Source organism: Pseudogemmobacter sp. TB195 (assembly GCF_058313095.1).
Window position 1 is genome coordinate 1 of the sequence record NZ_JBZEGG010000005.1, and the last position, 11,677, is coordinate 11,677.

Here is an 11,677-nt window from a genome sequence, read left to right on the forward strand (position 1 = left end):
GCTCTCTCCTCAGGTTTTTGACCGTGGTCCGGAAGACCATAGCGCAGGTGGGTGAGGAGCCGTCCACACCAGCACATGATCTCACCTCGCTGTGTTTCCGCATGAGAACAATCAAAGAACCTATCTGATTCCTTTCGGGCGGTCTATCTGTCCGATCTGGCCTGGATGCGTGGGTTCAGGCACGGAGGACGGACCGGACATAGGCATCAGGGTTGAGGATGGAGCCGATTTGTTTTGCCATGCGGTCTTCGAGGCTCAGAAGCCCCCACAGCCCGAGCCGGTTCGCAGCGCTTGCCAGAATGTCCTGGCTTATTCTCAGCATCTTTCCGAATTCAAACGCGATGCGGGTGGCGTCCTGAGCGGTGGATGGTTCGGGATAGAAAGCGCTGACCTCGGTCAAGGCCGTCCAGCTGGCAGGTGATCCGGGTTCCTTCTTTCTTTTTTTTGTTTCTGACTCTTGCTCTATGTGGCGGACATTTCGTCCGTCAGAGGCGGGCGTTTGGTTGGTCGACGCCGCGGAACATGTGTCTTGTGTGGCAGGGGCTTCTTCCATGGGTTCAGCCCTGTCGTGGTCGAGGGTATTCTCCGGGTGGCAAGCGGAGTGCGCTGGCCCCGCATTCGGCGGCAGGCGGGGCTCATCCCGCCTTGCCTGAGGATCCTGCGCTGACTGAGGCGGGATATCAGAAGAGAAGACCGTGGTCAGCCGGGCGAGCGCTGCACGCGCCTCACAAAGGGTAAGCGTTGTGCGACGCACCAGGTTGCGCAATCCGTCGATGAAGACGGTGAGGGCCGCATCCAGATGCAGTTCGGCGCAGGCCGCGCGGAGCCTGAGGATCTGCGCCCGCAGCCCGCGCAGCTCATCTGCTTCTTCGCGGCGCCGCCGGGCAAGCGCGAGCAATGCGTCGGATTGCGCGAAGAGGGGGGAGAGATCGAGCCCGAAGGCGCCGATCGGTTTGCCATGCCGCATCACCGGGAAGCGTTTGCCATTGGCGCTGTCACGGCGGAGGATCAGGCCGGCGGTTTCCAGCGTCTCTATGTGCCGACGCAGCTGACGGTCGGTGAGCCCCCTGGCGCGGAAGCAGAGGGTTTCGTTGCTGGCATAGATGGTGAGGAGGGTGGCCGGTGACACGAGGGTTTCGCGCCCATCCGCGCCCTGGCAGGGCAGGCAGCTCAGCAGAGCGTCCAGGACAACAACCGCCCCTTGCCGAATGCCGAGATCGCGGCCGCAGGTATTGACCGCGGCCATGATGTCACGCCGCGAGATCGGCCGGAACGCCGGCTGCAGGGTGATCGACCCCATCCCGGGAAGCGACTGCTCCGCGGATTTGGCACAAGTTTCCTGTGCCCCGGCCGCAAGGACCGTGGATGTGATGTGCTTCATGCGATTTCAGACGGCAAACGAAATCCGTTCACCGAAATCGGTGTTGCGCTGATTCGATTTTGGGGGTACCTAGTAAGTGCTGAAGTTACAGGGACCCTTCGTTAGCTCACCGCTTTCGGGGGGTTTCTTTTTGCCTGAAGTCTGCTCCTTTTCTCGTGATTTGCCTGTGGGGTCGATTTCGCCGATTGACCATGGTCAATCTTTATAAATCAATGAGTTACCTGTTTCAGTCTGTGCGCTGGACCAATCAGAATAAAGCTGGGCCAGCTGCGCCTCTACATAGCGGAGGAAGGCACGATCCTGTTTTCGATCTGCGCGCAGAACCAGATTTCCGGTCGCCAGATGGCAGCTGACAGAACCCGCAATGACGGTTCGCTGGGGCGCCGGGCGGGATCGTTGAGCTTTGGGCTCGTCATTGAAGCTGCCCGAAGACAGGGCGCTGATGACCGCTTCCAGCCGTTCTGCCGCTGATCCGCTTTCCGGGACGATGCTGACCGCTTTTTTCACGACCTTGTCGCTGGCGCCCTTGATCAGGTCGCGCAGCTCCATCCAGGGACGGCGCCCGATGCCCTGGGCCGCTCCGATGCGCTGAATGAGCTGATCAGGGATGTCGCGCACAACAGTCCGCAACCGGCTGAGGGTGCTTGAATCGATGGCAAGCGCCTGGCAGATGCGCTCGGCGGTGAACCCTGCCTCCTCCAGCTTGGCGGCGAAAACAGCCTGTTCAATGAAGCTTCGTTCGAGCCTTGCGGAGTTCTCAAGCGCCTGGGACATGAGGGCCTCATCGAGGCTCATGTCCCTGATATAGGCAGCCACCCTGATGCCGAGGGCACGGCAGGCGGCAATCCTGCGCCTGCCATAGACCACTTCGTATCTGGGTCCCGCGCCCCGGCGATGGCGCAGCATGACCGGAAGTTGCTGGCCTGAGGAACGAATCGACTCAACCAGATCGCTCAGCCCGTCCCGGACGTCGAACCGGTCTGCGATTTCGGAATCGGCGATTTCTGCGGGATCGACATCCTGGGGGGCCTGCGCGGAAACACTCGACAGAACATCTGCCATCGACTTCAGGGATTTCGGGCCGTCCGCATTGGGGGCAGGGGAGGGCGCTGCGACCTCTGCTGTCTTATCGCCGCCTTCAAGGCTTTTCCGGAGGCTTTGAGCCAGGATGTTATTTCGCATCGGACACCTCCCGGCCCCAGGCCGCCTGAATGAGCTTCTCGATATCGTTGGAAAACCCGGTCGCAGAATCCAGCGCCCGTTCGAAGGTCTTACGGTTTTTGACCGAAGACAGATCGACCTCAAAGATAGTGCGCTGTGACAATCCCGCCTCGCTGACGGCCGATGACTTCACGAAGGGGGTCGGTATCACGCTTGTCCCGAGAAGCTCGCGTATCCACTCCGCAAGATCCTGTTGGGTGCTGATCGAAGTGTCGAACCGGGTAAGCAGATAGGCGAAATTGTCAAAGGCGCCGGCGGCGCCGTTGGTGTGCAGCACTTCCATGACACCAGAGGCCATCATGAGGAACTGGCTGGCCGAGGCCAGATCCACCCGCTCGGGGGTGATCGTCATCAGGAGGGAGGTGGAGGCACAAACCGCCGACATTGTCAGGTAGCCGAGCTGCGGCGGGCAGTCGATCAGAACGATGTCGTAATCATCTTCGACCTGGCGCAGAGCATCCCGGATACGGTTGAAAAAGACAGGTTGCTCGCCCCGGCTGAGCGCCGTTGGCGTCTCGGTTTCGAACTCGGAGAGCAGGATCCCGGCCGGAACCAGATCCAGCCCCGGGAAATAGGTGCGTCGCAAGACAGTGGTGATCGACACACGCGTTGTATCGCCATCATTGTAGCGGATCGCATCATAAAGCGTACCGCCCTGGCGGAAGTCGATTTCGGGCTGATAGCCGAAGAATGTCGTCAGCGATGCCTGTGGATCGGCATCCACCACCAGCACCCGATAGCCGCGGAGCGCAAGCCGCATGGCAAGGGTAACGGTCGTCGTGGTTTTCGATGATCCGCCCTTGAAATTCACGGTGGACCAGATCTGCAGCTTGTCGCCCTCGCGGCGACCGGGCAGGAACTGAAACGGGTCTTTGGCGGTCTGGGCCAGAATGCGGCGGATGTCGATGATCGAGGCCGCCGTATACTGGCGCTTGCCGCCGGAGCCCTGCTCTACCTCGGGGATTTTGCCGTCGAAATGGGCCTTGCGCAGATAGCCATCGCTGACCCGCAAAAGTTCTGCGACCTCGGAAGAGGTAAAGCTGCGAAGTGTCTTTTCTTCTTTTGGCGCCAGGAACAGCTTCGACATACGCTCCAGGGCCTCCGAAAGGAGGTGGGCATCTGCCTTCAGTTTGTCGTGAAGAACAGGTAGGGTCATGGTCCGCTCGTGATCTGTCGCAGGTTTGCGTTACTCGGTGAAGCAGGTACTTTATCCTGCCCCAGAAACGCACTTTGCGATCATTTCTTACTTTTGTCGTTACACGTATGCCTGCGCGGTTCTCAGTTCTCAAGAAAAATCGTTCGCGGGTATTTTGTGTTGGGCTTGAGCAGGCCTGCCAGATTTTGATTTCTTCCCCAGGTGACCGTTGAGTAAATTTATTCAATGTATTGTTTTAAAAGTATTTAGTTATGCACAGGCTGGGGGAAGGGGGCTCTGTGCTGACTTCTTGCACCCGGAGTGAGCCCCGCAGTCACGGTAACGCAAGGCAGGCCAGTTTCTACCCAGGGCGTGTTCCGGAAAACACCGAGGCGATTCTTGTCACGGCCTGATTTGGAATGCGAATCCCTCAATGATCCGGCGCAATCACGTTACCGGGGTAGATGGTCCGGCTCACGCGAAGCCACATCCAAAGCCCGGAGAAGATCCTCGCGGCCCGGCAGTTCTGGCGGAAGCCGGTCCGCCTGAAAGCGCAAATCCGCTGGAACAGTTCCGGGCCGGGCTTTGCTATGCCGGTGTTTTTCAGGTTTTCATGGAAACCGTATAGAGGTCCGATAATGCAAGATTATGGGATGTTATGCAAAAGTGACGGATGCGGCGGATATGTCGAAAAAAAACAACAAAAACGCCGTGATATTCTGGAGCTCCGGTATGTTTCTTTCCCTGAACCCGCCGGATGGCCGCAGCCTCGCGCTGGCGCGCATGGGCGGACCCTCAGACCCGTCTCCGACCGATGGCGGGTGGGTCTTCGGCCAGCGATCGCCGTATAGCTGCCCTGGCATCATGCGTTGTCGTGTCACGGGGCACGTTCCGGCGGGCGGCCTTTGTCGTCCTGCGCTCCCGGGGCCGGCACCGGGGCGCCGTTTCCTCCATGAACAGACTGGATAAGCGCTTAAGACGTTCGGCCTGCGGGCCATAACGCGCCCACCATTCCAGGCGTTGCTATATTGACAAGTTTTGCGAATTCATAAAACGTCATGTCAAATAATGAAACGATCTTTCGGATCGGCAATACGGGTTTCAATGATGAGCTATGCAGCCTACAGCGAAGATCAGCGTATGGTGGCCCAGGGTGTGCGTGCCTTTGTCGAAAAAGAGCTGACGCCCCATGAGGATCTGATCGAAAAGGCCGATAAGGTCCCGGAAGATCTGTTCCGTGAGCTGAAAAAGAAGGCAATAGATGCCGGATATTACGCGCTGAACATGCCCGAAGAGCTGGGCGGTGGCGGCCTTGGGCAGCGGCTGCGCGCGGTGGCGGAGATTGAGTTCGGGCGCACCACAAGGGCGCTTAACATCATCTGCAACCGCCCGGCGCCGATCCTGAAAGCCTGCACCGGTGACCAGATCGAAACCTATCTGAAACCGGTGATCCGCGGCGAACGCTGGGAATGCTTTGGCCTGACCGAACCCGGCGCAGGCTCTGACGCGCGCCAGATCGCCACCAGGGCGGTGCGCGACGGCGATGATTACATCATCAATGGCGAAAAGATCTTCATCACCATGGCGATGGTGGCGGATTTCATCATCCTTTTCGCCGTCACCGGCGTCGATGACACTCCGAAAGGGCCGCAAAAGCGGATCACCTGCTTCCTCGTCGACAAATGCCTGCCTGGCGTGAGTGTCAGCCCGCTGGAGCTGGTTGGCAACCGGGGTTTCAAATCCTGCTCAATCGCGCTGGAGGATGTCCGCGTGCCGGTCGCCAATATCATTGGCGAAGAGGGCGGCGGATTTGCCATTGCGAAAAGCTGGATCTTTTCGGGCCGGGTGATGCTTTCGGCCAATATGGTGGGCCTGGCCGAGCGCGCCATGGGCATCGCCGCGCAATATGCCAATACGCGCCGTGCTTTTGGCAAGACCATCGGCCAGTTCCAGGGCACCTCGTTCAAACTGGCCGATATGGCGATGGAGATCGAGGCGACCCGCCTTCTGGTGCTGAATGGCGCCGCAAGGATGGAGGATGGGCTGATCACCCAGCGGGAGGCCTCTATCGTCAACCTCTATGGCTCGGAAATGGCGGGGCGCGTGACCGATAACGCGCTGCAGATGCTGGGCGGCATGGGGGTCTCAAAAGAATGGCCGATTGAGCGGATGTGGCGCGATGTCCGCGTTGAGCGGATCTGGGAGGGAACCTCTGAGATCCATCGCGACATCATCTCGAAAGACGTGCTGCGGGAGTTCCCGGCATGAGCCGCATCAGAACCGAAATCCGGGGTCAGGTGCTGGAGATTGTCTTTGATCATCCGCCCGCCAATGCCTTTGACCAGCAGGCCAGCCGCGATTTCGACGCGGCGCTGACGCTGTTGAATGAAAGCCCTGATCTGCGCGTGGGGATCGTTTCTGCGGCAGGGGGGAAGATCTTTTCGGCGGGCTGGGATCTGAAGGCGGTCGCGGCGGGCGATGATGGCGAGGATTTCGGCCCGAACGGGTTCATGAGCCTGAACCGCCAGGATATGATCAAGCCGGTGATCGCAGCGATTGACGGGCTGGCAGTAGGCGGCGGCTTTGAATTTGCGCTTTTCGCGACACTGGTCCTTTGCACGGAAAAGACCGAGTTTGGCCTGCCAGAGCTTCAACGCGGTTTCATCCCCGAAGCGGGCGGGCTGTGGCGCGCGCATCGCCGGCTGCCGGTGAATATCGCCTCCGAGCTTTTGCTGACCGGGCGGCGGCTGACAGCGGAGGAGGGGCATAAATATGGCTTCGTCAACCGGATCACCACCTCTGAGGCACTGATGGATGAGGCCCGCGCCCTGGCCGCGCAGATCGTCTCGGCCGCGCCGCTGGCGGTTGCCGCGCTGCTCGAGGTGACGCGCGAGGTCGAGGGGCTTTCGGATCGCGAGGCTTTTGAAAAGCTTTACTCCGGCCTGCCCGCGCGGGATCGCATCCGGGCCTCGGAAGATTACAAGGAAGGTCCGCGGGCCTTTGCAGAAAAACGCGCACCACGCTGGACGGGGAAATAAGATGGATTTCGAGATTAGCGAAGAACAGCGGCTGATGCGCGACAATCTGCGCAGCTTCCTGACGCGTGAATGCCCGATTGAATATGTGCGTGAATGTGACGAGGCCGAGCGCTTCCCGACCGAGCTTTACGACAAGCTGGCGGCGGCGGGCTGGCTCTCGCTGCCGATCCCGGTCGAATATGGCGGCATGGGTGGCAGCTGCACCGATCTGGTGGTGTTTCTGGAAGAATTCGCCCGCCATTTCGAGGCCGGTGCCAATCTCTACTATACGACCGTGGTCATCGCGACCGATGCGCTGACGCATTTCGCGACCGAAGAGCAGAAGAAAGAGCTTTTGCCGAAACTGGCGCGCGGCGAGATCCGTTTCGCGCTCTCGCTTTCCGAGCCGGGCTCGGGGTCTGATGCCGCCTCGCTGGTGACACGGGCCGAGCTGGACGGTGAGGAATGGGTGATCAACGGGCAGAAAATGTTCTGCTCTGCCGCCCAGGTGGCGGATTACATCCTGCTGATGACCCGCACCGACCCCGAGGCCCCGAAGCATAAGGGCATCACCATGCTGCTGGTGCCGACCGGCACCAAAGGCATGGAAATCCGGCGGCTGAAGAAGCTGGGCCTGAAGCCGATGGATCTGAACGAGATCTTCCTGACCGATTGCCGCATCCCGAAAGAGAATGTGATCGGCGAGGTGAATGGCGGCTGGATGAATGCGCTGAAGACACTGGATTACGAGCGCTGCTGCCTGACCGGCGTCAATGTCGGCGCGGCGCAGTCGGTGCTGGAGAAAATCCTGCAATATACCGATGAGCGCAAGCAGTTCGGTCAGAAGATCAACAGCTTCCAGCTGACCAAGGCGAAGCTCGCCGATATGGACATGGAGATCGAGGCCGCGCGGCTCCTGCTCTATCGTTCTGCAAACCTCGTGGATCGCGGCATTCCGAACAACAAGGAATCCGCGATGGCCAATCTCTTCTCGTCCGAGATGTATGTCCGCGCCGCGCTGAACGGCATGCGGATGATGGGCGGTTGGGGCTATCTGATGGAATTCGACATGCAGCGCCATTTCCGCGATTCAAAGCTGGCGGAAATCGGCGGCGGCACGTCCGAGATCCTGCGCATCATCATCGCGAAAGAGCTGACGAAATGACAAAAGCCCCCGCACTTCGCCTGGCCACGATCGCGGTTCACGCCGGTCACGACCCTGCGGAGGCAATGGGGGCGGTTTCGCCGCCGGTCTATCAGACCGGCACCTTTGTCGCGAAAGACACTGCCGAGCTGATGGCAATCAACAGCGGCGAAAAACGCGGCTATGTCTATTCCCGGGTGCGCAACCCCACTGTTCTGGCGGCGGAACAGCGGGTTGCGGCGCTGGAAGGGGCGCAGTCCTGCGTGCTTTACGCCTCGGGCATGGCGGCGATTGCGGGGGCATTGGCACCTTTGCTGGAAGCCGGCGACGAGCTGGTGGCACTGCCCGATATCTATGGCGGCACCATCCGCTATTTCCGTGATGTGCTGCCGCGTCAGGGCGTCAATGTGGTCTGGGCGGCGTCGGGCGCGGTGGCGGATGTTCTGGCCGCGGTGACAGAACGGACGAAAGCGATCTATGTCGAGACCCCGACCAATCCGCTGCTCAGGGTTGTTGATCTGCGGGCGATCTCGGAACTGGCGGCGGCGCGCGGAATTCCGGTTGTGGTCGATGGCACGCTCGGCGGGCCGATGAACCAGCGGCCCTTGCAGCTTGGGGCGGCGCTGGTGGTGCATTCGGCGTCGAAATACCTCAACGGGCATGGCGATCTTTTGCTGGGGGCGGTTTGCGGCGGCCGGGATCTGACGCGGAAGCTGCGCAGCAATCAGCAGGCTTCGGGCGCGATTGTCGACCCGCATGCCGCCTGGCTTTTGCTGCGCGGCATGACCACCTATGCGCTGCGCATGGCGGCCCATAATGCCGGTGGCCAGAAAGTGGCTGAATTCCTCGCCGCGCATCCCAAAGTCGCAAAGGTGCATTACCCTGGCCTCACCTCCCATCCCGATCACGCGCTTGCCCTAAGCCAGATGACCGGATTTGGCGCGCTTTTGTCCTTTGAGGCGCAGAGCCCCGAGGCCGCCCGCCATGTGGTGGATGCGACCCGGCTCTTTGGCATCGGTGCCTCGCTTGGCGGTGTGGAAAGCCTGATTTCCCAGCCTGGCAATACCTCGCATTACTCGGTGCCGCAGGCGCAGCGCCTTGCCATGGGGATCAGTGAGAGCCTCGTGCGCATCTCGGTCGGGGTCGAAGACCCTGAAGACCTGATCGCCGATCTTTCCCAGGCGCTGGAGGGCTGCTGATGTCGATCCTGATCAGCGGGGGCCGGGTTGTCACCCCCGAAGGCGTGCGGTTTGCCGATGTGCTGACCGAAGGCGAAAGCATCCGCGCGGTGCTGCCGCCGGGCGAGGGACGCCTTGTCGCGCCAGAGGCACGGGTGATCGATGCGACCGGCCGGATCGTTATCCCGGGCGGGGTCGATCCGCATGTGCATCTGATGGTCGGCTTCATGGGCGTGCGTTCGGTCTATGATTTCGGCTCGGGCGGGATTGCGGCCTTGCGCGGCGGCACCACGGCGGTGGTCGATTTCGCGCTGCAAAGACGCGGTGGCTCGATCCTGAAGGGGCTGAGCCATCGCCGGGGCCAGGCCGATGCCAATGTGACGGTGGATTACGGGCTGCATGTCATCGTCACCGATGTGAATGCGCAGACGCTTGCCGAACTGCCTGCGCTGCGCGCGGCGGGGGTCACCACGCTGAAGGTCTATACTGTCTATGAGGAAGACGGGCTGAAGCTGACCGATGGCGCGCTTTATGCGCTGATGGAGGCGGCGGCGCAGAATGACCTCTCGGTGGTGCTGCATGCCGAGAATGCCGATATTGTCGAACGGCTGCGGGCCGAGGCGGTTGCGGCAGGCCATGAACATCCGCGCTATCACGCGCTGACCCGGCCGAAGATCGTGGAGATCGAAGCCGTTTCGCGGGCCATAACCTTCTCCCGCGCCACCGGCTGCGGCGTTCATATCCTGCATCTGGTGGCCGCCGAGGCGATTGATCTGGTCGCCCGCGCCCGGGCCGAAGGCGTAAAGATCACCGCCGAGACCTGCACGCATTATCTGGCGCTGACCGAAGAGGCGCTGGAGCGCGAGGATGGCTATAACTACATCCTGTCGCCGCCGCTGCGCGATCAGGCAAATCAGGACGCGCTGTTCCGGGGGCTTGCGCAGGGCGGTCTCAGCCTCGTGGCCTCGGATGAGGTCAGCTACAGCGCTGAGGCCAAGCGCAAAGGCCTGCCGTCTTTCACCACCGTTGCCAATGGCACCACCGGGATCGAGTTCCGGCTGCCGGTGCTCTGGACCCGCGGCGTCGATCAGGGCCGGTTGTCGCTGATGCGGTTTGTCGAGCTGTTCTCGACCCTCCCGGCGCAGATTTTCGGCTTTGAAAAGAAGGGTGTTATCGCCCCGGGCTATGACGCTGATCTGGTGCTGATCGACCCGGTGACGCGTCACACCATCACGCCCGCCAGCGATTACGGCGATATTGGGTATAACCCCTATAGCGGGCAGGAACTGACCGGATTTGCCACCGCCACGATCCTGCGGGGGAAGCTCGTGGTCGAGGATGGGGTCTTCCTCGGTCACGAGGGACAGGGACGTTTTGTCATGCGGGCCTCGCCCCGCCGCCCGGGTTAAGCGATGGATTTCCGGTCGGATTTCGCGCGGCTGAAGGGCTTTGGGGCCGATCCTGACGGCGGCTGGTCCCGGCTTGCCTTCAGCGCGGCGGATAATCAGGCGCATGACTGGCTGCTGGCCGAGGCGCGCGCGGCGGGCCTTGGCGCACGCTATGACGCCTTCGGCAATGCCATTTTGCGCCTTGAGGGCAGGGGCCCCAAATTCCTGATCGGCTCGCATCTCGATTCGGTGCAGCGGGGCGGCGCGCTTGACGGCGCCATCGGGGTGCTTGCTGGCCTTTCGGTCCTGAAACAGCTGAAAGCCGAAGGCTGGCAGGGCCGCGCCATCGAGGTCATCGCCTTTCGCGACGAAGAAGGGCGGTTCGGCCCTTTCACCGGCAGCCGCGCCATGGCAGGGCTGCATGATGAGGCGGCCCTTGCCCGCGCGCGCGCAGCCGATGGCACGGAGCTTGCGCCGCTGATGCAGGCGGCAGGGTTTACGCCTGCCAATGCGCCCTATGATTTTTCGGATGTGGCGTTCTATCTGGAACTGCATATCGAGCAGGGCCCGGTGCTGGAAGCCGCAGGTATTCCGCTGGGGCTGGTCACCGCGATTGCCGGACAGGAGCGGCTGGCGCTGCGCTTTACAGGCCAGGCCGATCACGCCGGGACTGCCCCGATGGATCTGCGCCGTGATGCGCTGGCCGGAGCCGCGCGTTTTGCGACAGAGTTCCGGGCGATGATCCGCGCCGCCGGTGATCCGGATCTGCGCGGCACCATCGGCGTCTTCAGCGTTGCACCCAATCAGGGCAATGTGGTGCCGGGGGAGGTGCGCATGGGCCTTGAATTGCGCGGCCCGGATGGCGGGCAGTTGCTGGCCCTGCGCGGCGCGGTTGAAGAGCTGGCGGAAGCGGTCGCGACTGACGAAAAGCTCGGTCTGCGGATCCGCCGGGTCTATTCGGATCATCCGGTTCCGATGGATGCGGGCCTTGCCGCAGCGATGTCTGCGGCCGCGAAAGCCGAAGGCATCGCGACCTGCGAGCTGCTGTCCGGCGCCAATCATGATGCCGGGATCATCGGGCGCATCGTGCCCGCGATGATGCTGTTCGTGCCCTCGGTCGGCGGACGCAGCCATTGCCCTGAAGAAGAGAGCGACCTTGCGCATATCGAAGCGGCGATCCGGGTGATGCTTCGGATGCTCAGACAGGCCTGAA

General features: G+C 61.6%; 9 protein-coding genes. 6 read left to right on the top strand and 3 right to left on the bottom strand.

Annotated features, from left to right (window positions below):
* Positions 1-175: 175 nt before the first annotated feature.
* From AC4FS3_RS06865 to repA, 3 genes are all read right to left on the bottom strand, one after another.
* Positions 176-1,381: a helix-turn-helix domain-containing protein gene (locus tag AC4FS3_RS06865; protein WP_491019901.1), complete on the bottom strand. Its 1,206-nt coding sequence runs from the start codon at positions 1,379-1,381 to the stop codon at positions 176-178.
* Between the two features lie 195 nt (positions 1,382-1,576).
* On the bottom strand, positions 1,577-2,563 hold the full coding sequence (gene repB, locus AC4FS3_RS06870; RefSeq protein ID WP_491019902.1) for a plasmid partitioning protein RepB: 987 nt from the start codon (positions 2,561-2,563) through the stop codon (positions 1,577-1,579).
* The gene (gene repA, locus AC4FS3_RS06875; protein ID WP_491019903.1) at positions 2,553-3,758 is read right to left on the bottom strand and encodes a plasmid partitioning protein RepA; all 1,206 of its coding nucleotides are present in this window, start codon (positions 3,756-3,758) and stop codon (positions 2,553-2,555) included. Before repA ends, repB begins: the two co-directional genes overlap by 11 nt.
* A 1,086-nt stretch (positions 3,759-4,844) precedes the next feature.
* Between repA and AC4FS3_RS06880 the strand changes: the two genes are divergently transcribed.
* The 6 genes from AC4FS3_RS06880 to AC4FS3_RS06905 are packed head-to-tail and all read left to right on the top strand — an operon-like array spanning position 4,845 to position 11,676.
* Complete coding sequence (locus AC4FS3_RS06880) at positions 4,845-6,005, top strand: acyl-CoA dehydrogenase family protein (protein ID WP_491019904.1); 1,161 nt, start codon at positions 4,845-4,847, stop codon at positions 6,003-6,005.
* The gene (locus AC4FS3_RS06885) at positions 6,002-6,775 is read left to right on the top strand and encodes an enoyl-CoA hydratase-related protein (protein ID WP_491019905.1); all 774 of its coding nucleotides are present in this window, start codon (positions 6,002-6,004) and stop codon (positions 6,773-6,775) included. Before AC4FS3_RS06880 ends, AC4FS3_RS06885 begins: the two co-directional genes overlap by 4 nt.
* Position 6,776: 1 nt before the next feature.
* The gene (locus AC4FS3_RS06890) at positions 6,777-7,919 is read left to right on the top strand and encodes an acyl-CoA dehydrogenase family protein (protein WP_283179371.1); all 1,143 of its coding nucleotides are present in this window, start codon (positions 6,777-6,779) and stop codon (positions 7,917-7,919) included.
* Positions 7,916-9,097, top strand: coding sequence for a trans-sulfuration enzyme family protein (locus tag AC4FS3_RS06895; RefSeq protein WP_491019906.1), 1,182 nt, complete (start codon positions 7,916-7,918; stop codon positions 9,095-9,097). The genes AC4FS3_RS06890 and AC4FS3_RS06895 overlap by 4 nt, the downstream gene beginning before the upstream one ends.
* Positions 9,097-10,485, top strand: a complete 1,389-nt coding sequence (gene hydA, locus AC4FS3_RS06900; protein ID WP_491019907.1) for a dihydropyrimidinase — start codon at positions 9,097-9,099, stop codon at positions 10,483-10,485. Before AC4FS3_RS06895 ends, hydA begins: the two co-directional genes overlap by 1 nt.
* 3 nt (positions 10,486-10,488) lie before the next feature.
* On the top strand, positions 10,489-11,676 hold the full coding sequence (locus AC4FS3_RS06905; protein ID WP_491019908.1) for a M20 family metallo-hydrolase: 1,188 nt from the start codon (positions 10,489-10,491) through the stop codon (positions 11,674-11,676).
* Position 11,677 lies beyond the last annotated feature (1 nt).

What these genes read in the sequence shown, in the direction of transcription:
- AC4FS3_RS06865 (WP_491019901.1), bottom strand. Translation starts at nt 1,381, where the DNA reads ATGAAGCACATCACATCCACGGTCCTTGCGGCCGGGGCACAGGAAACT.
- repB (WP_491019902.1), bottom strand. Translation starts at nt 2,563, where the DNA reads ATGCGAAATAACATCCTGGCTCAAAGCCTCCGGAAAAGCCTTGAAGGC.
- repA (WP_491019903.1), bottom strand. Translation starts at nt 3,758, where the DNA reads ATGACCCTACCTGTTCTTCACGACAAACTGAAGGCAGATGCCCACCTC.
- AC4FS3_RS06880 (WP_491019904.1), top strand. Translation starts at nt 4,845, where the DNA reads ATGAGCTATGCAGCCTACAGCGAAGATCAGCGTATGGTGGCCCAGGGT.
- AC4FS3_RS06885 (WP_491019905.1), top strand. Translation starts at nt 6,002, where the DNA reads ATGAGCCGCATCAGAACCGAAATCCGGGGTCAGGTGCTGGAGATTGTC.
- AC4FS3_RS06890 (WP_283179371.1), top strand. Translation starts at nt 6,777, where the DNA reads ATGGATTTCGAGATTAGCGAAGAACAGCGGCTGATGCGCGACAATCTG.
- AC4FS3_RS06895 (WP_491019906.1), top strand. Translation starts at nt 7,916, where the DNA reads ATGACAAAAGCCCCCGCACTTCGCCTGGCCACGATCGCGGTTCACGCC.
- hydA (WP_491019907.1), top strand. Translation starts at nt 9,097, where the DNA reads ATGTCGATCCTGATCAGCGGGGGCCGGGTTGTCACCCCCGAAGGCGTG.
- AC4FS3_RS06905 (WP_491019908.1), top strand. Translation starts at nt 10,489, where the DNA reads ATGGATTTCCGGTCGGATTTCGCGCGGCTGAAGGGCTTTGGGGCCGAT.